General features: G+C 54.6%; 19 protein-coding genes. 2 read left to right on the top strand and 17 right to left on the bottom strand.

Features of this window, described 5'->3' with window-relative positions:
• Positions 1–46: 46 nt before the first annotated feature.
• A complete protein-coding gene (locus JYB85_RS04690; RefSeq protein ID WP_207381260.1) occupies positions 47–979 on the bottom strand; it encodes an alpha/beta fold hydrolase in 933 nt (310 codons plus the stop codon).
• Between the two features lie 132 nt (positions 980–1,111).
• A complete protein-coding gene (gene serB / locus JYB85_RS04685; RefSeq protein WP_207381259.1) occupies positions 1,112–2,065 on the bottom strand; it encodes a phosphoserine phosphatase SerB in 954 nt (317 codons plus the stop codon).
• Positions 2,066–2,144: 79 nt separating this feature from the next.
• On the opposite strand from serB, the gene JYB85_RS04680 reads away from it, so the two are divergent.
• Positions 2,145–2,840 (top strand): AhpA/YtjB family protein, encoded by a 696-nt coding sequence (locus tag JYB85_RS04680; protein ID WP_207381258.1) that lies wholly within the window; start codon positions 2,145–2,147, stop codon positions 2,838–2,840.
• A gap of 56 nt (positions 2,841–2,896) precedes the next feature.
• Here JYB85_RS04680 and deoD read toward each other — a convergent pair whose 3' ends face one another.
• The 11 genes from deoD to pnp all read right to left on the bottom strand — a co-directional run bounded on the left by deoD (position 2,897) and on the right by pnp (position 16,503).
• Entirely contained in the window at positions 2,897–3,607 is a 711-nt protein-coding gene (gene deoD / locus JYB85_RS04675) for a purine-nucleoside phosphorylase (protein WP_207381257.1), read from the bottom strand.
• Between the two features lie 86 nt (positions 3,608–3,693).
• Positions 3,694–4,911 carry a phosphopentomutase gene (locus tag JYB85_RS04670; protein WP_207381256.1) on the bottom strand — a complete coding sequence of 406 codons (1,218 nt, stop codon included), beginning with the start codon at positions 4,909–4,911 and terminating at the stop codon, positions 3,694–3,696.
• A gap of 11 nt (positions 4,912–4,922) precedes the next feature.
• Positions 4,923–6,254: a thymidine phosphorylase gene (gene deoA, locus JYB85_RS04665; protein WP_207381255.1), complete on the bottom strand. Its 1,332-nt coding sequence runs from the start codon at positions 6,252–6,254 to the stop codon at positions 4,923–4,925.
• 142 nt (positions 6,255–6,396) lie between these two features.
• Positions 6,397–7,170 carry a deoxyribose-phosphate aldolase gene (deoC, locus tag JYB85_RS04660; protein WP_207381254.1) on the bottom strand — a complete coding sequence of 258 codons (774 nt, stop codon included), beginning with the start codon at positions 7,168–7,170 and terminating at the stop codon, positions 6,397–6,399.
• A gap of 363 nt (positions 7,171–7,533) precedes the next feature.
• Positions 7,534–8,367, bottom strand: coding sequence for a nucleoside-specific channel-forming Tsx family protein (locus JYB85_RS04655; RefSeq protein ID WP_207381253.1), 834 nt, complete (start codon positions 8,365–8,367; stop codon positions 7,534–7,536).
• 305 nt (positions 8,368–8,672) lie between these two features.
• Positions 8,673–9,932, bottom strand: coding sequence for a NupC/NupG family nucleoside CNT transporter (locus JYB85_RS04650; protein WP_207381252.1), 1,260 nt, complete (start codon positions 9,930–9,932; stop codon positions 8,673–8,675).
• Between the two features lie 177 nt (positions 9,933–10,109).
• Complete coding sequence (locus JYB85_RS04645) at positions 10,110–10,874, bottom strand: TatD family hydrolase (protein ID WP_207381969.1); 765 nt, start codon at positions 10,872–10,874, stop codon at positions 10,110–10,112.
• Positions 10,875–11,043: 169 nt separating this feature from the next.
• Complete coding sequence (gene tnpA / locus JYB85_RS04640; RefSeq protein WP_207381940.1) at positions 11,044–11,490, bottom strand: IS200/IS605 family transposase; 447 nt, start codon at positions 11,488–11,490, stop codon at positions 11,044–11,046.
• A gap of 152 nt (positions 11,491–11,642) precedes the next feature.
• Positions 11,643–13,229: a peptide chain release factor 3 gene (gene prfC / locus JYB85_RS04635; protein WP_207381251.1), complete on the bottom strand. Its 1,587-nt coding sequence runs from the start codon at positions 13,227–13,229 to the stop codon at positions 11,643–11,645.
• 121 nt (positions 13,230–13,350) lie between these two features.
• Positions 13,351–14,235, bottom strand: coding sequence for a lipoprotein NlpI (nlpI, locus tag JYB85_RS04630; RefSeq protein WP_207381250.1), 885 nt, complete (start codon positions 14,233–14,235; stop codon positions 13,351–13,353).
• A gap of 165 nt (positions 14,236–14,400) precedes the next feature.
• On the bottom strand, positions 14,401–16,503 hold the full coding sequence (pnp, locus tag JYB85_RS04625; RefSeq protein ID WP_207381249.1) for a polyribonucleotide nucleotidyltransferase: 2,103 nt from the start codon (positions 16,501–16,503) through the stop codon (positions 14,401–14,403).
• Positions 16,504–16,697: 194 nt separating this feature from the next.
• Here pnp and JYB85_RS04620 point away from each other — a divergent pair, with 194 nt between their 5' ends.
• Complete coding sequence (locus tag JYB85_RS04620; protein WP_207381248.1) at positions 16,698–18,740, top strand: putative bifunctional diguanylate cyclase/phosphodiesterase; 2,043 nt, start codon at positions 16,698–16,700, stop codon at positions 18,738–18,740.
• A gap of 71 nt (positions 18,741–18,811) precedes the next feature.
• On the opposite strand, the gene rpsO is transcribed toward JYB85_RS04620, so the two are convergent.
• The 4 genes from rpsO to infB form a co-directional block, all read right to left on the bottom strand.
• Positions 18,812–19,081, bottom strand: a complete 270-nt coding sequence (gene rpsO, locus JYB85_RS04615; RefSeq protein ID WP_207381247.1) for a 30S ribosomal protein S15 — start codon at positions 19,079–19,081, stop codon at positions 18,812–18,814.
• Positions 19,082–19,179: 98 nt separating this feature from the next.
• Positions 19,180–20,127, bottom strand: coding sequence for a tRNA pseudouridine(55) synthase TruB (gene truB, locus JYB85_RS04610; protein WP_207381246.1), 948 nt, complete (start codon positions 20,125–20,127; stop codon positions 19,180–19,182).
• Complete coding sequence (rbfA, locus tag JYB85_RS04605) at positions 20,127–20,543, bottom strand: 30S ribosome-binding factor RbfA (RefSeq protein ID WP_207381245.1); 417 nt, start codon at positions 20,541–20,543, stop codon at positions 20,127–20,129. The genes truB and rbfA overlap by 1 nt, the downstream gene beginning before the upstream one ends.
• 52 nt (positions 20,544–20,595) lie before the next feature.
• Complete coding sequence (gene infB / locus JYB85_RS04600) at positions 20,596–23,232, bottom strand: translation initiation factor IF-2 (protein WP_207381244.1); 2,637 nt, start codon at positions 23,230–23,232, stop codon at positions 20,596–20,598.
• Positions 23,233–23,237: the final 5 nt, after the last annotated feature.

The following is a 23,237-nucleotide window of genomic DNA, read 5'->3' as shown; positions in this document are numbered from 1 at the left end:
TTTATCGGGAATAGCGACAAGCGCTGCGGCAAGATTTGGCAGGAAATTAATTAACGTCTGCCAGTACCGCAAGATCAAAGCCCAAATACCAGTCCAGCACCGCCGGAAAATGATCCACCGGGGCATCCATATGGGTCAGCATATCCGCATGGCCATAATCGTGCAGGTTGCCGTTGGCCCGTGACAGCAAGGTAAAGCGGCTATCGGCGGCGTGACACTCAAGCATCATGTCACGCACATCAGCGGGGTTACCGAGCACAGTGTCTCGCTCGGCGGCGATAAACCAGCATGGTGGCAGGCCCCTCGCGGCAGCACCATAGTCAAAGCCATCGTCGTGATCGACCCAGTCTCCCCGAACCCAATCTATGCTCTCATTGAGTGAGGACAGGCTTTCGTTATCCATGCCCATTTTCAGTTTATCAGCGGCAAGATAGCCGCGGCGTTTGGCCAGTGCCGGTGCAATGCGGTTCCAGACCATATCCACCATCCACCACTTCTTCAGTGACTGCACCCTGATGGTACGCTTGCTGCCAAAGGTCAGCAAAGAACGGACCGACGCGGCAATCTCCGGATAGCGCACCAGGCAACTGGCCATCAAGACCCCGCCCCAGGAATGGGCGCACCAATGCACGCCGCTGGCCTTGGGATGCCATTGCAGCAATTGCTGCTGTACCAAGGGCAGCTGTTCACGGATCACCTTGCCCTGGCCGGGGTCCACACCGGGTCTCAGCCTGGGCTCGCTCAGGCCCCGACCGGCGCTGTCGAGTACGTAGACACAAAAACCTGCCCGGGCGAGAAAACAGGCCAGGCCACGGCCGGAATTGCTGTAGAACACCCGCCCATTGGACATGGCACCGTGCAGCATAAGGATTGGGCTGCCATGGCTGGCCCCCGCACTGGGCTGGATGCGCCTCAGGTGCAGGCGACCTTCACCATAGTGCAGAAACAAGGATTCTTGGGTAAGCGGAATATCGGACATAGCTTTGGTTTACCGCCTGTGGTTTACCGGCTGTGGTTGACCGGCCTTGGTTGGCCCCGTCTGTGACGTATTCAGGCTAAGCTAGCGCCTGGGGCCGGCAAACACAAGAGCATTTACTCAAATGCGCTTAGCTCAAGCCCGCAGCAAAAATGGCAGCACCCGCAGGTCCAGGCTGCGAATCGCGGCATCGGCGGCGGCCGCCAGCTTGGGTTTGGCGTGAAAAGCGATGCCGAGATCCGCAGCGTTGACCATGGGAATGTCATTGGCGCCATCGCCTATGGCCACTCTCTGGCCCGCTGGAATTTGCCACTCCTCGCCCATGCGCCCGACCACATCGGCCTTGAACTGGGCATCGACCACCTTGCCTGTCACCTCACCTGCGAGTTTGCCATCTTCGATAACCAGCTCATTGGCAAAGGCCGCATCCAGCCCCAGCAGGGTTTTAAGATGGCCAACAAAGGGGGTAAAGCCACCGGACGCCAACACCAGTTTCCAATTGTGGGACTTGAGCTCGGCCACCATGGCCTCAAGCCCTTCCATCAGGGGCAAGTTGTCACACAGGCGGGTGATGATATCCGCGTCAGCCCCCTTGAGTTTCCCGACCCGGGCCCGCAGGCTTTGCTCAAAATCCAGTTCCCCCTGCATGGCGCGCTCGGTCACCTCGGCCACCTCGGCCCCCACCCCGGCCATGGCCGCCAACTCATCAATGCATTCAATCTTGATGGCGGTGGAGTCCATATCCATCACCAGCAGGCCGGGCTCACCAAGACGCGGCAATTTGCTCGAAAGCAAAAAGCACTCAAGGCTATCCAATGCCGCCAGATGGCCAGGCAAATCGCCTGCGTCCTTAAGCACCAACTCCAGTCCCAGCAATCCGGACTGACGCTCAAGCAGCGCCACCGAGACTATTTGCCCGGCGCTGGCCGCCAAGCGCGCCATGATCTCCGTTGTCAGCCCCTCACGCTGCCACACCAGACGCAGTACCTGCCCATCGGGGGCGTCGGCTTCAGCATGCTGCTGCAGTGAAGACGCGCCAATCAAGGCCTGGAGCTGCTCTGAAACAAGGGACTGGGCATTCGGGGTCATGGGCTAAGGCTCTCCGGCTATCGGCCTTGCACACAATCCATTATGATTGGAACAAGGCTCATCAAATCTAAGGGTTAGGGTGTTCCATTTAAAAGGGCTCAAAATAAGCCATAAAATCAGCCGGCTGCTGCAGATTGGCATAGCGCTGGCCCTGATCTCGGGCCTGGTCCAGCTGTGGCAGTCAAGCCTACTACAAGGCCAACTGCTTCTGAAGTCCCAAACGGAAAAGATGGCGAGATTATTGGTGCAGCAGACCGCCTATGGCGCGGCACCTGCGCTGCAATTGCAAAACGATGAGCAATTGCAGTGGCTCGCCAGCGCCCTGGTGGCGGATCCCAAGGTCATGGCCGCAGCCATCTACGGCGAACAGGGTACCCGCTTGTCCTTTGCCCAGAGTGTCAGTGAGCAGCTATTGGAGCCGGATTCGGAAGAGCTTAAACAGGCGCTGGCGCCCTATTCCCCCTATGTGGAGGCCGTGCTGCAGGACGGCCGCAATCTGGGCTATGTGGAGGTCTATCTGGATCCCAAGCTGTTTTTTGAAGAGATCCGCGAAGCGCATCAGCTCAATATGGATCAGCAGCAACTGATGTTATTGGTGGCAGGCCTTATCGGCATGCTGTTAAACCGGGCAATGAGTTTCAAGCGGGCCCATTTTGACCGCCGCAAGGCCCGTATCAACCGTATCAGAAAAACAGCCAACAGAGACGCCGCAGCGCAAAGCCAGAGCTTATCGGGCAGCCCGAACGGGCAAGGAAAAGCAAACGATCCGACCTGAGTCCGGCAACAAAAAGGGCGCCAATGGCGCCCTTAGTTTATCAACTTAACAAGCTATCAGAGCTGAATGGCCGCATCCAGGGTCATGATGATCATATCGTTGAAGGTGGTCTGACGCTCTTCGGAGCTGGTCTTCTCGCCGGTACGGATATGGTCGGACACAGTCACCACACACAGGGCACGGGCACCGAATTCGTGGGCCACACCGTACAGACCGGCGGCTTCCATCTCAACACCGAGCACGCCCATCTTCTCCATCACGTCAAACATCTGTGGGTCGGGAGTGTAGAACAGATCGGCGGAGAAGACGTTACCCACGCGGGCCTGGATGCCATGGGACTTGGCAGACTCCACCACGGCACTCAGCAGGCTGTAATCGGCGATGGCGGCAAAGTCCTGGCCCTTGAAGCGCAGACGGTTTACCTGGGAATCGGTACAGGCACCCATGCCGATGATCACGTCACGGACTTTCACGTCTGTGCTGATGGCACCACAGGTACCAACACGGATCAGGTTCTTGACACCGTAGTCCTTGATAAGCTCGGTAGCGTAAATGGAGCAGGATGGGATACCCATGCCTGAGCCCATGACGGAAATGCGTTTACCCTTGTAGGTACCGGTGAAGCCCAGCATGTTGCGCACGTCGGTCACCTGCTCAACATTTTCCAGGAAGGTTTCGGCAATGTACTTGGCACGCAGCGGATCGCCCGGGAAGAGCACTGTCTCTGCAAATGCACCGTCAACAGCATTAATGTGTGGTGTAGCCATCAGAATAACCCCTGTATTTTTGTTTAAGACTTAAGTCTTTGATAATAGGCGGTTCAAAGGAAACCGCCAAAATGAAACTTCTTCAATCAGCCGACGAACGACTCGCCGTACTCCATTGGACTGAGGCCAAAGTAGCTGGCAATGGACTGACCTATGTCGGCAAAGCTGCCGCGCTTGCCAAGGGAACCGGCCTTCAGACCGGCACCATAGGCCAGCACAGGAACGAATTCACGGGTGTGATCCGTGCCCTGCCAGGTGGGATCGCAGCCGTGATCGGCGGTCAGCAGCAGTAAATCGCCTTCCTGCAACAGCGCCATCAGCTCGGGCAGGCGGGCATCGAAATATTCCAGCGCCTTGGCATAGCCCGACACGTCGCGGCGGTGACCATAGTGGGAATCAAAATCCACGAAGTTGGTGAACACTATGCTGTTGTCACCGGCGGTCTTGATTTCCGCCAGGGTGGCGTCGAACAAGTCTTCCAGACCTGAGGCCTTGACCTTCTTGGTAATGCCGCAATGGGCGTAGATATCGGAAATCTTGCCGACACTGACCACTTCACCACCGGCGGCCTGGAGCTTGTCCAGCACCGTCTTGGATGGCGGCTCGACCGCATAGTCGCGGCGGTTGCCGGTACGGGCGAAATCGCTTGGACCTGTGCCGACAAAAGGACGGGCAATGACCCGGCCGATATTGTAGGGCTCCAACTCCTCGCGGGCGATTTCACACAGGCGATAGAGGTTTTCCAGGCCGAAGGTCTCTTCATGACAGGCAATCTGGAATACCGAGTCGGCGGAGGTGTAGAAAATCGGCTTGCCGCTCTTCATGTGCTCTTCGCCCAGATCTTCGAGGATCTGAGTGCCGGAGGCATGGCAGTTACCGAGAAAATCCTCCAGCCCGGCGCGGGCGAGGATCTTGTCGGTCAGTTCCTTGGGGAAGGAATTGCTGTGATCGCTGAAGTAACCCCAGTCAAACAGCACAGGCACACCGGCCATTTCCCAGTGACCACTGGGGGTATCCTTGCCGGAGCTCAGCTCCTGGGCATGGCCGTAGGCGCCTATCAGCTCCACATTGTCACCGAAGCCGGCGGCAAAGCTTCCTGTGGCTTCCATGGCGGCGTGTGCCAGCCCCAGACGGCTCAGGTTAGGCAGTTTCAGGGTGCCCTCACGGCCATTGTTAGCCTTGCCCTCGGCACACATCTTGGCGATATGACCAAAGGTGTTGGAGCCCACATCACCGAACTTGTCCGCATCATCGGCGGCGCCAATGCCGAACGAATCCAACATCAGAATAATGGTACGTTTCATCATAGTTTCCCTCACAGATCCGCCGCACGTACGTACTGGTAGATCTCAGGTGTTTTCTCGGGTTGGCTGTCGGCGACCTTGATGGCGCCCCTGACGGCCTTGGCCGCTTCTTCGAATGCAGCCTCGGACTGGGCATGAATCATGGCCAGCGGAGTGTCCTTGTTGATTGTCTGTCCCAGGGCACAGACATTGGACAGACCGACACTGTAATCCAGGGCATCACCGGGTTTACGGCGACCGCCACCGAGTGTGACCACGGCCAGCCCCAGTTCACGGGTCACCATACTATAGGCATAACCCTCGCGGTCTGCATAAACCGGGCGGATAATCTGCGCCTTCGGCAGGTACTTATCGTAGGCCTCAACAAAGTCCACCGGACCGCCAAGACCGGCCACCATCTTGCCGAAGATCTCGGCCGCACGACCATTATCAAGCACCCCATTGAGCTTGGCTCTGGCTTCGGATTCAGTTGCCGCCAGGCCACCCAGTTGCAGCATTTCGGCACACAGGCCCATGGTCACTTCGTAGAGGCGGGGATTGCGGTATTTACCGGTCAGGAAATCCACCGCTTCTTTCACCTCCAGGGCATTACCGGCGCAGGATGCCAGCACTTGGTTCATGTCGGTGAGCAGTGCCGTGGTCTTGGTGCCGGCACCATTGGCTACCGCGGTAATGGAGCGGGCCAGTTCCAGCGAGGCCTCGTAGGTGGGCATAAAGGCGCCGCTGCCCACTTTTACATCCATGGCCAGGGCATCGAGGCCCGCGGCCAGCTTCTTCGACAGAATGGATGCGGTGATAAGGGATATGGATTCCACGGTCGCGGTGTTGTCGCGGATGGAATAGAAGCGCTTGTCGGCGGGCACCAGATCGCCGGTCTGACCGATAATGGCCACGCCCGCTTCCTTGACTACCTTGCGGAACAGTTCGCTTGAGGGCTCGGTCTGATAGCCGGGAATGGCATCAAACTTGTCCAGGGTGCCACCGGTGTGGCCCAAGCCGCGGCCGGAAATCATGGGAACATAACCGCCACAGGCGGCCGCCATGGGGCCGAGCATCAGGGAAATCACATCACCGACTCCGCCGGTACTGTGCTTGTCGATAACTGGGCCATCAAGTTGCAAACTGTCCCAGTTAAGGACAGTGCCTGAATCGCGCATGGCCGTGGTCAGGGCGATACGCTCATCCATGGTCATGTCATTGAAGTACACCGCCATACCCAGGGCCGCAATCTGCCCTTCTGAGACGCTGTTATCTGTGATCCCTTTGACGAAGAATTGGATTTCTTCCTTGCTCAGGGCCTCACCGTTGCGTTTTTTGCGGATAATCTCTTGTGCCAAAAACATACTTTGCCTCCCGATATGTCGCTGAGTTTCATTTCCCAGCGACAATCTCAGCTCTCGAACTAAAATTCTGTAATTAACTTACAAGAATACTACTCAATTCCTGAGTAACAGGACTCGATACCGATCACAAATTGGACCGGGATCAGTAGCCCTGGGCACCTTTGGGTGCATCGGCCAGTTCAAGAGTATGCAACAGGCTGTTCAATAAACTGGAAGCGCCGAAACGGAAGGTGCGCGGGGTCACCCAATCTGCGCCCAGAATGCGCTCGGCGGTACCGAGAAACTCGGCTGCGGCAGCAGCATCACGCACACCACCTGCGGGCTTGAAGCCCACCGCGCGATTCTTTTCAGCAATCACGGTCAGCATGATCTCGGCGGCTTCGAGAGTGGCGTTAACGGGCACCTTACCGGTAGAGGTCTTGATAAAGTCGGCACCGGCATCGATGGACAACTCGGACGCCTTGCGGATAAGAGCCGGATCTTTCAGCTCACCGGATTCGATGATGACTTTCAACAGCACGTCTTCGCCACAGGCTTCTTTACAGGCCTTCACCAGCTCAAAGCCCACGGTCTCGTTACCTTCCATCAGGGCACGATAGGGAAAGACCACGTCCACTTCGTCGGCGCCATAGGCTACCGCGGCACGGGTTTCCAATACGGCAATGGCGATATCATCGTTACCGTGGGGGAAGTTGGTGACAGTGGCAATGCGGATATCCTCAGCGCCCAGGTCGATCAGGGTCTTACGGGCGATGGGGATGAAACGGGGATAAATGCAAATGGCAGCGGTATTGCCGGCTGGCGTCATGGCCTTATGGCACAGCTCGATCACCTTCTGATCTGTGTCATCGTCATTCAGCGTAGTCAAATCCATCAGTTCAATGGCACGCTGTGCCGCTTTTTTTAAATCGCTCATAGTAGCTCTCCGAGACGTAAATCAATGAATTGGAATCAGTCCAAAAGGGCTTCGCCGGGAGGTGGCTGGGTACATTTATCTTATAGTTATGGCCGGGCCTTCAGGCAATGCCGGATGCCATATTGGCATCAAGTCAGGTATTCAATGTTGATAACAACTAGCCGGGGCTAGGGGTCACGACTTGAATCCTTGAAGACCGGAAAGGGGGGAACAATACTGCTGCTCCTGCCTTCCGCGAAAAATCCTTTTTAACGCGAGAAATCACAAACCTTTAATTAAGCAAGCTTAGTCAAATTTGCTTAACTAAGGACTTGGAAAGTGGAGCCATACTTGCGTATGGCTCCCGCCTTGCATCAAGCTCTATTAGAACTTGTAAGTGGCTGTGAAGTAGTGAGACCAGCCAGTGGTTTCCAGACCAACGATACCGCCCTTGTCTTCCAGCAGGTATACGTCTTTGAAGCCTTTCAGGCCATAGCCCAGAGCGTACTTGTCAGAGTGCCAGTACAGGCCGAAGAAGATGTCACCGCCGCTGCTGGTGGTAGGAACAAATTCGTTGTGGTTCTCGTCAGCACCGAACTGCCAGTCCAGGTAACCTTGGAAAGACAGGAAGCTCTTGTTTTCGAAGAAGTAGAAAGGCTTGAACCAGTTGGCAGAGAACTGATAACCGTTCCACTCTTTGTTGTTCAGGTCATAGTAGGCATACAGGTTCATACCGGTTTTGCCCAGCCATGGCACGTTCACATCGGCACCCACACCCCAGAAAGTGGAGTTAACACCGTCGCCTACGCTACCGTTCCAGTTGAACAGAGTAGAGAAGTACACTTCCTGGATAGGACCAACAGACAGGTCTTTACCGAATACGGCGTCCAGAGAGATACGTGGAGCAAACTTCATGAACAGCTTGCTGGCGCCAGAACCTGGGTTCTTGTCACCGTTTTTGCTGGATTCGTTAGCCAGGTTGAACACATCAACATAGCCATACAGATCAACGATACCCTTACGGCCGCCAAACTCCATTTCCATGTAGTTGTGCTCGTCACCATTCAGCTCAGGCTTTTCGCCGATTGAGTACATGGCATTGAACTGCATCCAGTTGTAATCGCTGGCATAGATGTCGCTGCGATCGGCTGCGAAAGCGTTACCGGAGATTGCTGCAACCGCGGTAGCGGCCAGTGCAAAAGATTTTACGTTTTTCATCATCAACCCCATTTATCTTTGGTTTTGTTGCTGCCTTCTAGGACAGCGTTTTTTAGACCCGTGCATTGTAGCGCGACTTTGTTAAGTTACAAGAATCTGCACTCAAAACACGAACACAAAATTTTGTTTTGTGAACAAAGTCCGGAAACGACCCCAACCGTAATTAACATTGTTAACGTTTTACAAACATCAACCACGGCCCGTCCTCAGACGAATACTGCTTCAGACTTTGCTCTTGGAAACTGGTTGTATTAACTGGGCCCCACCCTGGTGGCAGGGCCCGATACACATCTGTTTGCCGGCGATTAGAGCGCCAGGAACAGACCTGCGATTGTGGCGCTCATCAGGTTGGACAGGGAACCGGCGATAACGGCGCGGATACCCAGTTTGGCCAGATCATGACGACGGTTAGGGGCCATGGCACCCAGACCACCGAGCAGAATCGCGATAGAAGACAGGTTAGCGAAACCACACAGAGCGAAAGAGATAATCGCTTTGGTACGGTCGCTCATGGCAGCACCGGTTTCAGCAACCAGCATACCGCCATCGGCTACGTCTTTCAGGTAAGGAGCGAAGTTCAGGTAAGCCACGAACTCGTTCACTACGATTTTTTGACCGATGAAAGAACCGGCAACCAGGGCTTCATTCCATGGCACACCGATCAGGAACGCCAGTGGCATGAACACATAACCCAGGATCAGTTCCAGAGTCAGGCCTTCATAACCGAACATGCCACCCACGCCACCTATGATGCCGTTGATCATGGCGATCAGGCCCACGAAGGCAATCAGCATGGCACCTACGTTCAGAGCCAGTTGCATACCGGAAGAAGCACCGGCGGCAGCAGCGTCAAGCACGTTGGCTGGCTTATCAGGATCGGCTGGCAGCTCGTCCATTTCGTTCTTGGTAGATTCGGTTTCTGGGTGCATCAGTTTGGCCATCAACAGACCACCAGGAGCAGCCATGAAGGATGCGGCAACCAGGTATTCGATAGGCACACCCATAGAGGCATAACCGGCCAGTACGGAACCGGCAATAGAAGCCAGACCGCCCACCATGATGGCAAACAGTTCAGACTGAGTCATGGTTGGAACGAATGGACGTACCACCAGAGGCGCTTCAGTTTGACCAACGAAGATGTTGGCTGTGGCTGACATAGACTCGGTACGGCTGGTACCCAGAGCCTTCTGCAGGCCGCCGCCTATGATGCGGATGATCCACTGCATGATGCCCAGGTAGTAGAGCACGGCAATCAGTGAAGAGAAGAAGATAATGACCGGCAGTACGTTGATGGCGAAAATAAAGCCAACCTTGAACTGGGCCAGATCGCCGAACAGGAAGTTGATACCGTTTTGACCGTAGCCGATAACGCTGGACACGCCATCGGAAACTGCCTTCAGGATATCCTTGCCGACAGGAACATACAGAACGAAACCACCGAAGGCAGCTTGAATGGCAAGAGCGCCACCCACTGCACGAACGCTGATCGCTTTTTTGTTATTGGAAAGGAGGAAACCTATTCCAAGCAGGACAATTACGCCCACCAAGCTCATTAATATACTCATTAACCATCACCCTATTTGTTAACACTTTTTAATTATGTTGTTAACCAACCTATTTCCGAGCAAGATTATACCCGAGCCTTTACGGAAAATCGTCGATTTGATCATGTTTTTGAAGTTAAATTTCAAACGCTTACCTGAAGCTGTCATTGCGACAAACACCTGTTCAAATAAAACCAACTACAGCTCAAACAGTTGCGCCGCATTCTCAGACAGACGTTCTGATATTAGAACACTGGATTTTTTTTGCAAATTGGCCATTTTGGCGACTATTTGGGCGATCAACAGCGGGGTATTGCGCCTGTCGATGGCCGATTTAGGGGCCATGGCAGGCGAATCCGTCTCCAAAATAAAGGCATCCAGGGGCAAATGTTGCACAGTTAAATGCAGCTTCTTTGCATCCTCATTCAACAACAATCCACCAATGCCCAAGCGATAACCCAGACGAAAATAGCGCGCCGCCAACTCAGGGGCACCGTAAAATCCGTGGATAACGCCACGACGGGAGGGAGAATGGCGGCTCAAGAGGGCAAGCAGTTCTTCATGGGCACGCACACAGTGCAGAATAACCGGCAGCCCGAGCTCGTCAGCCAATTGCAGTTGCGCTTCCAGCCAGGCCTGCTGGAAGGGCCAGGTGTCCTGACGCAACTTATCCAGCCCACACTCACCAATTGCAACCAAAGCATGATCTTGGCGCCTGGAATTGATCAGGAGTTTCAGTTCTGAAATATCCACATCGTTTTTGAGCGGACAATACCAAGGGTGGATCCCCAGGGCATAATAGAAGCCATATTGGCGCGCAATGGCCAATTGCCTTTGCCACAGGGCAGGTGCTACCCCGGGAATAATGGCGTTGGATATCCCCTGCTCAAGCATCTGCTGCACCAGGGTATCCCTATCAGGGTCAAATTCAGCAAAGTCCAGATGGGCATGGGTATCTATCAGCTGAGTCATGGCGGCCTGTTCCTTAAAAAACGCTGTTGCTGAAACTTGTGGTCAGCATAGCACTCTCTTTGCGAACAGGCTTTGCCGAACGTCCACTTGCTTCAGGCAGTAAAAATCCACCTGCATAGCAGGTGGCTTTGACACAGCCCCCTAAAAGGGGGCTTAAAAACTAACCTTCCAACCCTAACGCTATTTGCCGTTTCTCTTCTTCTTTGGCTGTCTTTTCCTGGTGCCGTACATATCTACGGATTATGTCTTCGTTTGCTCCTACTGAGTCCACAAAATAACCCCGTTGCCAGAAGTGATTCCCCCAGAGCTTGTGCTTTCTTAAATAAGGAAATTTGGCAAACATCCTGATCGCGGTTCTCCCTTTAACAAAACCCATTAAATCCGACACGCTTAGACTGGGTGGGGTTCTGACTACTAGATGGACATGATCTTCCTGAACATTTAGTTCCACGACTCTGCATTTCTTCATGTTGCAGTAAACATAGATACTTCGATAAAGCTCTCTGCCGAGATTACCTTTCAGGATTTTGTACCTGTACTTGGGTGTCCAAACGAGGTGATACTGACAACGATAGAATACGTGAGACGCGGATTCATATCTGCTCATGCTACTTACTCCTTGATTTGCTGGTAACAAACCGAGGGAGTATTTAGCATGGGCATTCTCCGGGCAAAGCCCCACCAGAACGATCACCACCTCCATAGGAGGTGGTTTTAGGGTGACAATAAAAAAGCGGGCCTCAGCCCGCTTTTACCCGATTAATGTTCCCGGGTCTTGGCAAACTGAATGTCGGGATAACGCTCCATCGACAGGTTCAGGTTTACCATGGTGGGAGCTATGTAAGTCAGGTTATCGCCACCATCGAGGGCCAGGTTGACCGAGCACTTACGCTTGAATTCTTCCAGTTTGCGGGCATCACTGCAGTAAACCCAACGGGCGGTGGCAACGTTGATGGCTTCATATATAGCTTCAACGTTGTACTCGGACTTGAGGCGGGCCACAACCACTTCAAACTGCAGCACACCAACCGCACCCACAATAAGATCGTTGGTATCCAGAGGACGGAATACCTGCACGGCGCCTTCCTCGGACAGCTGTACCAGGCCCTTGAGCAATTGCTTTTGCTTCAGCGGATCTTTCAGGCGAATACGGCGGAACATTTCGGGCGCAAAGTTGGGGATCCCGGTGAACTTGAGATCCTCACCCTGGGTGAAGGTGTCACCTATCTGTATGGTGCCGTGGTTGTGCAGACCTATGATGTCACCGGCGAAGGCCTCTTCGGCACGCTCACGGTCCCCTGCCATAAAGGTCACGGCATCAGAGATGTTCACGGTTTTGCCAATGCGCACGTGCTTCATCTTCATGCCCTGGGTGTACTTGCCTGAAACAATGCGCATAAAGGCGATACGGTCCCTGTGTTTGGGATCCATGTTTGCCTGAATTTTAAACACGAAACCGGCAAATTTCTCTTCCGTCGCAGCCACTGTCCGTTCGGCAGTTTCACGGGCCATAGGGGCAGGCGCCCATTCGGTGAGACCGTCAAGCATGTGGTCAACACCAAAGTTACCCAAAGCGGTACCGAAGTACACCGGGGTCAGTTCACCCTGCAAAAACAGCTCAAGATCGAACTCGTTGGATGCACCGCGCACCAGTTCAAGCTCTTCGCGCAACTGCTCGGCAAAGTCGCTGCCCACAGCGGTATCCAGCTCAGGATTATCCAATCCCTTGATAATACGGACTTCCTGAATAGTGTGACCATGGCCGGTTTGGTACAAAATGGTCTCGTCACGGTGCAGGTGATAGACGCCTTTGAACAGCTTGCCACAGCCTATGGGCCAGGTAATAGGGGCGCAGAGAATTTTCAGCTCGGTTTCCACCTCATCGAGCAGCTCCATGGGATCGCGGATATCGCGGTCGAGCTTGTTCATAAAGGTGACAATGGGCGTGTCGCGCAAACGGGTCACTTCCATCAGCTTGCGGGTACGGTCTTCCACACCCTTGGCGGCATCGATCACCATCAAGCAGGAATCCACCGCCGTCAGGGTACGATAGGTATCTTCGGAGAAGTCTTCGTGACCCGGGGTGTCGAGCAGGTTTACCAGACAGTCATTGTAAGGAAACTGCATCACAGAGGTGGTTACCGAAATACCACGTTCCTTTTCCATCTCCATCCAGTCCGATTTGGCATGTTGGGATGAACCACGGCCCTTTACCGTCCCAGCGGTCTGAATGGCGCGTCCGTGGAGCAATACCTTTTCGGTAATGGTGGTCTTACCCGCGTCGGGGTGCGAGATAATGGCGAAGGTGCGGCGGGAAGCCACTTCCTGAAGCAGTGTATTTGACATGAATAACTATCTTTTAAAGTGAAGGGGAGCAAAGCATGCTCCCCTGGATGGATCAGAATTGGGCGCTATTTTCGCCTATATTGGCACCGAGCACAATCACAGCGCTGCCTGTGGGTCGGCTTTATTCCTGCCCGGCCAGACGAGCCAGCTCAACTCTGGCATATCTGTGCTCGACAAAATCATAGACATTGGTGGCCAGCGCCAGACGCAGGTAATTGGCAGCCAGTTCCTTGTTACCCTGTTCGGCTTCCGTCTTGGCCAGATAGAAATAGGCCTCGCACAGGCGCTCGGTATATTCCCTTGGCTGACTCAGGCCCTGTTTGGCCTTGGCAAAGACTTCTGACTTGTTCACTTTACCCAGGTAAAAATCCACCAGAACCGTGGCCCAGGCGTCACCGCTCAGCTGTTGCCTGTGTTGTTTAAGATGTGCCAAGGCCTGTGGCTTGTCCTTGGCAGATTCCACCAGATACAACCACAGCGAGCGGTAGCCATCGCTGGGGTCAAGGGAGAAGAACCGGTTCATATCGGCAATGGCCAGATCGGCCCGCTCACCGTAGTACAGGGCTATGCCACGATTAAGGTAGGCATAGTCATAGTCGGGTTGCAGCTCCAGCACGCCATCGAAAGCCTCGTAGGCGCTGTCGAACTCACCTTCCTGGGTATAGTAGATGCCGAGGAAGTTGTAGGCATCGGCGATATCGGGACGAATACGCAGCGCCTGGGAAAAGTCCAGCCGGCCCAACAACCTCAGGCCCAGACTATCGTAAAGTACGCCACGCTCGTAATGGAATCTGGCCCTTTGCTCTTCGGTCAGCTCCATGGTGGACAGCACTTCATTGAGCTTGGCGAGGGTGACTTCCTGCTTATAGTCCGGCAGCAAAGGCGCCACCATCAGTTTACCGGAAATCTCATCGGCGCCGGCTCTTGTCGTGGCAGAGCAACCACTCATCATCAGGCTTGCTCCCAGCAGGCTAACTACTGCCAATGCCTTGAATTTACTTACCATCAGAACCTACCTTGATTCGCCTGTTAACGGGGAGCGGCCATAATAGCAATCCGCTATCTTTGCCGCCATCCACTATTGATATTAATTGGCTTTTTCAAATGACGGCATAAAAAAAGGAGACCTCAAGGTCTCCTTTTTTTATCTAGTGCCGAACTGTTGCCGGAATTACTCAGCGGCTGGCGCTGCTTTTTCCTTGGCTTCCTTGATGGACAGACGTACACGACCTTGGCGATCCACTTCCATAACCTTCACGGTCACTTCCTGGTTCAGTTCCAGATGGTCTGACACGTTGGCTACACGCTCATCACTGATTTGTGAGATGTGTACCAGGCCGTCTTTGCCGGGCAGAATGTTCACGAAGGCACCGAAGTCAACGATGCGGATAACCTTACCTGTGTACATGCGACCCACTTCCACTTCGGAGGTGATCTCTTCGATGCGGCGGATAGCTTCACGGGTTGCGTCGGCATTGTTGGAGGCAATCTTCACTGTACCGTCGTCTTCCAGCTCAATGGTAGTGCCGGTTTCTTCGGTCAGGGCACGGATAACCGCACCGCCCTTACCAATCACTTCACGGATCTTCTCTGGGTTGATCTTGATGGTGGTGATACGTGGCGCGTGGTCAGAGATATCCGGACGGGCGCTGCCGATGGCCTGGTCCATCACGTTCAGGATGTGAACACGAGCGCCGTAGGCCTGCTGCAGAGCGATTTCCATGATTTCTTTGGTGATACCTTCGATCTTGATGTCCATCTGCAGTGCAGTCACACCATCACGGGTACCGGCTACTTTGAAGTCCATGTCGCCCAGGTGGTCTTCGTCACCCAGGATGTCTGACAGAACCACGAAGTTATCGCCTTCCTTCACCAGCCCCATGGCGATACCGGCCACAGAGGTCTTGATAGGTACACCGGCATCCATCAGGGCCAGAGAGGTACCACACACAGAGGCCATGGAAGAAGAACCGTTGGACTCGGTGATTTCAGATACCACACGTACAGAGTATGGGAACTCTTCAGCAGAAGGCATTACCGCGTTGATACCGCGCCATGCCAGCTTGCCGTGACCGATTTCGCGGCGCTTTGGCGAGCCAACCATACCGGTTTCACCCACAGAGTAAGGAGGGAAGTTGTAGTGCAGCATGAAGCGGTTGGTGCGCTCGCCCATGATGGAGTCGATCTTCTGCGCATCACGCTCGGTACCCAGGGTACAGGTCACCAGCGCCTGAGTTTCACCGCGGGTGAACAGTGCAGAGCCGTGGGTACGTGGCAGAACGCCGGCCATCACAGACAGGGCACGGATCATGTCTGGCTCACGGCCATCGATACGTGGCATGCCAGCGATAATGCGGCTGCGAACCACGTTCTTCTCGAGGCTACCCAGCAGATCGGCGGCTTCACGTACGTTTACGTCAGGATTGACTTCCTGCAGCTTGGCGATGGTGGCTTTCTTCACTTCACCAACGGCTTCGTAACGCTCTTGCTTGGCCATGATCTGGTAAGCAGCGGTCAGACCTTCTTCGGCCAGCTCTTTGATTTGGGCAACCAGAGTTTCGTTTTTAACAGGGGCAGTCCAATCCCAACGTGGCTTACCGGCTTCAGCGGCAAACTCTTTAATGGCATTGATAACAACCTGCTGCTGGTCGTGACCGTAAACCACGGCGCCCAGCATTACTTCTTCAGGCAGTGATTTGGCTTCGGATTCCACCATCAGTACGGCACCCTGGGTACCGGCAACCACCAGATCCAGCTCACTGCCTGCCAGTTCAGCGGCACCTGGGTTCAGCACGTATTCGCCATTCACATAACCCACACGGGCAGCGCCCAGAGGACCGTTGAATGGAATACCAGAGATAGCCAGTGCAGCAGAGGTACCGATCATGGATACGATGTCCGGCTCAATCTGAGGATCTACCGATACCACTGTGATAATGACCTGTACTTCGTTGGTAAAGTCATCAGGGAACAGAGGACGGATAGGACGGTCGATAAGACGGGCAATCAGAGTTTCGTCTTCAGAAGGACGACCTTCACGCTTGAAGAATCCACCGGGGATTTTACCGGCTGCGTAGGTCTTTTCCTGATAGTTTACGGTCAGAGGAAAGAAGTCACGGCCTGGATCGGCTTCCTTTTTGCCCACAACAGTCACCAGAACTGTAGTGTCGCCCATGCTGGCCATAACGGCACCATCGGCTTGACGAGCGATTACACCTGTTTCCAGAGTGACTGTGTGCTGACCATACTCAAAACTTTTTACGATAGGATTCACGTGACCCATTCCTTAATTAATGACCTTGAATTACGCGCGTAAGTATACTGCAACTGCAATCAATAGATAAAGAGCAGATCATGATGACAAATCAGCTTCTTTTCACTAGAGTGGGACAAAGATGTCGATTTTAAGGACTTGGAAATAGGGATGTGCCGCCTATGGTTAAAACGCATTGGCAAGGATACTAATAAATGACGACCCGGTTTAAATCGCTGACCTGGAAACAAACCAACCTTGTTGTATTTACCGCGCTGTTTTTTGCCGTAGCTGTTTTTCTGGTAGAAATTGCACTCGTAGGGTTAAGCACCCGCCAATCGCTCATCACTACCCAACACGAACTGCTGGACTCGGTTGAACAACCCTCCACCAACGCCGTCTGGGCCCTGGACGATAACCTGGCTCGCCAAACCCTTGAAGGGGTGCTCAAGGTTGAGCACGTAGGCTCAGCCGTCATCGAACTCGACGATGGCTCGCTGTTTGTTTCGGTCAGCAACGACAAGAGCGTAGGCAAAGGCGCCTTTATTGATCTGGGTAATCGTCTGTTTGGCGACTTGCGGGAAATTTCCCGCCCCCTGTACCGCCCCTTTTATTTCGAAGGCACCCGTCAGCAACAGCTGATCGGCACCCTGACCATTTTTTACGACACCCAAGAACTGACCAACAGCCTGTTCTCACAGCTGAAATTAGGCTTTGTTGCCACCCTGGCCCGGGCCCTGCTGCTGACTTTGGCCCTGTCGGTGGTGTTTCACCGTTTCCTGACCCAACCCATAGCCCGCATTGCCGAGGCCATTGACAAGATTGAACCTGAATCACCGGACGAGAACCTGCTGCCACTGACTGAATCCCACAAGGATGATGAGCTGGGTCTGGTGGCCTCCAAATTCAACCAAATTCTGATCCAATTCGGCCAAACCCAAAGCAAACTGCGCAAGATGGCCACCCGGGATCCGCTCACCGGCCTGCCGAATCGCACCCTGCTGTTGGAAACCATTGCCGTAACCATACAAAGGGCCAGGGTCCACAAGCGCCACTTTGCCCTGCTGTTCATCGATTTGGACAGGTTTAAAAACGTCAACGATTCTCTCGGTCATGCCCTGGGGGATCAGTTCCTGGCCCGTATCGCCCGCCTGCTGGAACGGGTGGTCGGCGACAAGGGGACAGTTGCGCGTTTAGGGGGCGATGAGTTCGTGATCCTGGCAGACGAAATTCAGACCGCAGATCAGGCCGCCGATTTCGTTGACAAGTTGCTGGTGCAGCTCAATAACCCCATACAGTTGAACGAACATGCAATACACCCGGCGGCCTCAGTGGGTATATCCCTGTATCCGGAAGATGGCCACAGTGCCGAGGATCTTATCCGCCACGCCGATATCGCCATGTACAGCGCCAAGGCCTCGGGTTCCAACCAGTGGGCCTTCTTCAAGCAACAGATGACCGAGCGCGCCGCAGTGAGGCTGCGCACCGAGGCATCTCTACACGATGCGTTGAAAAATGATGAATTCCTGCTGCACTTCCAGCCCAAGCTGGATTTGGCCACCGGCGCCCTGGTGGGCTGCGAGGCCCTGATCCGCTGGCAAAAGGATGGTCGCCTTATCAGCCCCATGTCCTTTATTCCGGTGGCGGAAGAGACCGGCATCATAGTCCCTATTGGACGCTGGGTGATAGAGCAAAGCTGCAAGGTGCTGAAGCACTGGCAGAAACAATACAACTTTGCCGTGCCCATTGCGGTGAACGTGGCCTCACAGCAGTTCAGCGATGCCAGCCTGGTGCCCGACATCAAGCAATTGGCTCTGCGGCATCAGATCTCGCCGGAATTGCTGGAAATTGAAATCACCGAAACCTCGCTGATGAACGATATCGAATTGGCTATTATGAAGCTGGATCAGCTCAAGAGTGCCGGTTTCGGGATTGCTGTGGATGATTTCGGCACCGGCTATTCATCCCTGTCCTACCTGCGGCACCTGCCCATCACCACCATGAAGATTGACCGTTGCTTTGTGTCGGATTTGCCGGAGGACAGTGCCATAGCATCAACCATCCTGATGCTGGGCAAACAGTTGGATCTCAAGATAGTCGCCGAAGGTATTGAGAACGAGCAGCAACTGGAGTGGCTCAGGAACCACCAATGCGGTATTGGTCAGGGCTTTTATTTCAGCCAGCCCTTGCCGTTGGAAGAGTTTGAGCAAAAGTACATTGCCAGTAACAATGCCAGCATTTGTGAAATAGGCGGATAACCAATTAAATCCCGGCAATCGGGTAATAAAAAAGGAGGCCAAGGCCTCCTTTTTTATTTATCCGCTCGGGATTAGCGACGCAGACCCAGCTTCTGGATCAGCGCAACGTAACGGGCGTTTTCAGTACGTTGCAGGTAGGCCAGCAGCTTACGACGAGAGCTAACCATACGCAGCAGACCACGACGTGAGTGGTGATCGTGAACGTGCTGTTTGAAGTGATCTTGCAGGTGGTTGATCTGAGCAGTCAGCAGAGCTACCTGAACTTCAGTTGAACCAGTGTCGTTTTCACCACGGCCAAACTCAGCCAGGATTTTTGCTTTTGCTTCAGTACTTAGTGACATGAATATCTCCAAAATTTCTATGAATGTCTTCAGCCGATCACTAACTCAGCCAAAGTGGAGCGGTATTTTAGCCCTAATTACAGGCCATAGCAACCGCTTTAATCCCCATCCTTGCTGAATACCACCAGGCGTTTGGGTGCCAGCAAGCCCTTGTTGTCCATCGTGCCGATGCCAACAAATCGCTGCTCTTCACCCAGGCTGATGCGTACCAACTGGTCGGGCTTAAGTCCCGGCGCTTGCACCGGATTACCATTGAGCAGATAGACACCGACGCTTTCCGGTAAATTAATCAGCGGTAAATCCGCCACCGCAGTATCCATGGGCAGCAGCAGCGGGTCGAGCACGGATTCTGGCGTATCACCTCGCTCGTTCGCCCCTGCAACCAGGGCTTCCAGCTGTTCCAGGGTAACCATCCTGTCGTAGGGATATTTGGCCACCTGGGTTCGGCGCAACATGATCACATGGGCACCACAGCCGAGCTTCTCACCCAGATCATCGACTATGGTTCGGATATAAGTGCCCTTGGAGCAGTGAATGTCCAACGTCAGCTCATCACCTTCCCAACTGATGAAATTGAGTTCAAATACCGTGATGGGCCGGGCCTCTCGGGGCACTTCCTTGCCTTCGCGTGCGTACTTGTACAGTGGCTGCCCCTGGTATTTCAGGGCCGAGAACATCGACGGCACCTGCATGCTGTCACCGCGGAAGGTGTCCAGGGCCGCATCCAGTTGCTCGCGGGTGACATTCACAGCTCGGGTACTGACCACTTCACCATCCGAGTCGCTGGTATCGGTGCGCTCGCCGAGCTTGGCGGTCACCAGATAACGCTTGTCGGCATCAAGCAGATGTGAAGAAAACTTGGTGGCTTCGCCCAAACACACAGGCAGCATGCCGGTTGCCAGCGGGTCCAGAGCCCCCGTATGGCCCGCTTTGGACGCGTTGTACAGGCGCTTGACCCTTTGCAGGGCAAAGTTGGAACTCATGCCCGTGGGCTTATCCAGCAGCACTATGCCGTCAATCGCCCGGCCCTTGGAACGACGGGCCATCAGTTATCTTCTTCCTGCTCTGGGGTTTCATCGCTGCGACCGGCCTGGGTTTTCTTGGCCTCATCATCGCGGATCACCTTGCTGACCAGATTGGACATGCGCATGCCCTCAATCAGCGAGCTGTCGTACACGAACCTCAGTTCGGGCATGACCCGGAGCTTCATCCGGCCGGCCACCAGGGTGCGGATGTAGGGCGCGGCTGCCACCAGGGCCGCCAGCTTTTGCTCGATAAGCTTGGGATCTTCTTCGAAAAAGGTAACAAACACCTTGGCGAAGCTCAGATCCCGGGACACGTCGACGTCATTGACAGTCACCATGCCGATGCGGGGATCTTTCATTTCCCGCTGCAATACGGCCGCCAGCTCCTGCTGCAACTGCTGGCCTATGCGGCGGGTACGACTAAATTCTTTTGCCATAATTTAATGCCATAAAATCAACAAGGGCGGCCAAAGCCGCCCTTTATGGTTGTTACAGTGTCCGTGCGACTTCGATGGTTTCGAACACTTCGATCTGGTCGCCTACGCGAACATCGTTGTAGTTCTTCACCCCGATACCACACTCCATGCCATTGCGGACTTCGTTGACGTCATCCTTGAAGCGGCGCAGGGATTCCAGCTCACCTTCATAGATAACCACGTTTTCACGCAATACACGGATTGGCGCGCTGCGCTTCACTATGCCTTCGATAACCATACAGCCGGCGATAGCACCCAGTTTAGGCGACTTGAACACATCGCGCACTTCGGCCAGACCAATGATCTGCTGCTTGAACTCGGGCGACAGCATACCGCTCATGGCGGCCTTGACCTCGTCGATCAGATCGTAGATCACGCTGTAGTAGCGCAGATCCACACTCTCGTTCTCGATGGTCTTGCGGGCCTGGGCATCGGCACGAACGTTGAAGCCCACCATAATGGCGTTGGAGGCCGCAGCCAGGGTCGCATCGGTCTCGGTCAAAGCACCCACGCCGGACGCTATGATGTTCACCTTCACTTCGTCGGTGGACAGCTTGCGCAGCGAGTCGGAGATGGCTTCCAGAGAACCCTGTACGTCGGCCTTGAGTACTACGTTCAGTTCTTTCACTTCGCCTTCGGTCATGTTGGCAAACATGTTTTCCAGCTTGGACTTCTGCTGACGCGCCAGCTTGACGTCGCGGAACTTGCCTTGACGGTAAAGTGCCACTTCGCGGGCCTTACGCTCATCACGTACCACTGTTGCTTCATCACCGGCGGCAGGCACGCCTGACAGACCGAGGATTTCAACCGGAATGGATGGACCGGCTTCGGTAATGTTCTTGCCGTTCTCGTCCTTCATGGCGCGGATCTTGCCGTATTCCAGACCACAGAGCACTATGTCACCGGTACGCAGAGTACCTTCCTGAACCAGTACTGTAGCCACAGGACCACGGCCCTTGTCCAGTTTGGATTCAATCACCACACCGGCGGCCATACCGTCGCGAACAGCTTTGAGTTCCAGAACTTCGGCCTGCAGCAGAATGGCTTCCAGCAGTTCATCGACGCCGGTACCCGCCTTGGCAGACACATAGGCGAACATGTTCTCTCCGCCCCAGTCCTCAGACATCACGCCGTGCTGCGACAGCTCGCTCTTGACGCGATCTATATCCGCCTCGGGCTTATCCATCTTGTTCACGGCCACAATAAGTGGCACGTTACCGGCCTTGGCGTGCTGGATAGCTTCCACCGTCTGTGGCATTACGCCGTCGTCGGCTGCCACTACCAGGACCACAATGTCAGTTGCCTTGGCACCACGGGCACGCATGGCGGTAAAGGCCGCGTGACCTGGAGTATCCAGGAAGGTGATCATGCCATTGTCGGTTTCCACATGGTAAGCACCGATGTGCTGGGTAATACCACCGGCTTCACCGGCTGCTACCTTGGCGCGACGGATGTAATCGAGCAGCGAGGTCTTACCGTGGTCAACGTGACCCATGATGGTCACAACCGGCGCACGGGATTCTTTCTTCTCGTCTTCGTCACGATCGGCCAGAACCTGATGCTCCAGCTCGTTTTCGCGCAGCAGCACTACCTTGTGACCCATTTCCTCGGCAACCAGCTGGGCAGTTTCCTGATCCAGTACCTGGTTGATGGTAACCATGGAGCCCATCTTCATCATTTGCTTGATGATTTCGGTAGCCTTGACCGCCATCTTCTGGGCCAGTTCGGCCACGGTCACGGTTTCACCGATGCGCACGTCACGGTTCACGGCGGCAACCGGCTTGTTAAAGCCGTGGGCCATGGACTCGGGCGCAGTGCTGCGGTACTTGATGTGCTTCTCACGGCCTTCGCGGGCATCTTTGCCGCCACGCTTGGACTTGGTCGCAGTCTTGTTACGGTTACGACGGCCACGCTTCTCTTCGTCCAGATCCGAGCTGTCTTCGGCAGCACGGGCCACTTGGGACGTGGTCAGGTGGTGATCGCTGATACGTTCGGCTTCGGCGCGACGACGCTCTTCCTCGGCCCAACGCTTTTCATTTTCTTCCGCCAGCTTACGGGCCTTCTCGGTCGCCTTGGCTTCCTCTTCGGCGGCCTTGCGCTTGGCAGTTTCTTCCTGCTGGGCCTTCAGGCGCTCGGCCTCGGCACGGGCAGCTTCTGACTCAGGCGTCTTGGGCACAGCGGCAGCCTTGGCCTTGGCTTCAGCTTCGGCTTTGGCCTTGGCTTTTGCCTTGGCTTCGGCTTCCGCCTTGGCTTTGGCTTCAGCCTCGGCTTTGGCCTTGGCTTCGGCAGCTGCCTTGGCTTCGGCCTCGGCGGCAGCTTTGGCTTCTTCCTCGGCCTTAAGCGTGGCTTCACTCACATCGCGCTTGACGAAGGTGCGTTTCTTGCGCACTTCCACCTTGATGTCCTTGGACTGGCCGCCGCTACCGGCAACGCTCAGGGTAGACACTGTCTTGCGCTGCAGCGTCATCTTGGTTGGCATGGCATCGCCACCATGCTGCTTTTTCAGGAAATCCAGCAACTGCTGTTTTTCGGCTTCGGTGACGCTGTCGCTCTTGCCTTTCTTAATTCCTGCCTGAGAGAACTGTTCGATAAGTCTTTCAACCGTCTTGCCCACTTCCGTGGCCAGTTTCTCTACTGTTGTTTCTGTCATAGGTT

The sequence above is a fragment of the Shewanella sedimentimangrovi genome (assembly GCF_017354965.1).
GTDB lineage: Bacteria > Pseudomonadota > Gammaproteobacteria > Enterobacterales > Shewanellaceae > Shewanella > Shewanella cyperi.
This window is presented reverse-complemented; position numbering and strand designations above follow the sequence as displayed.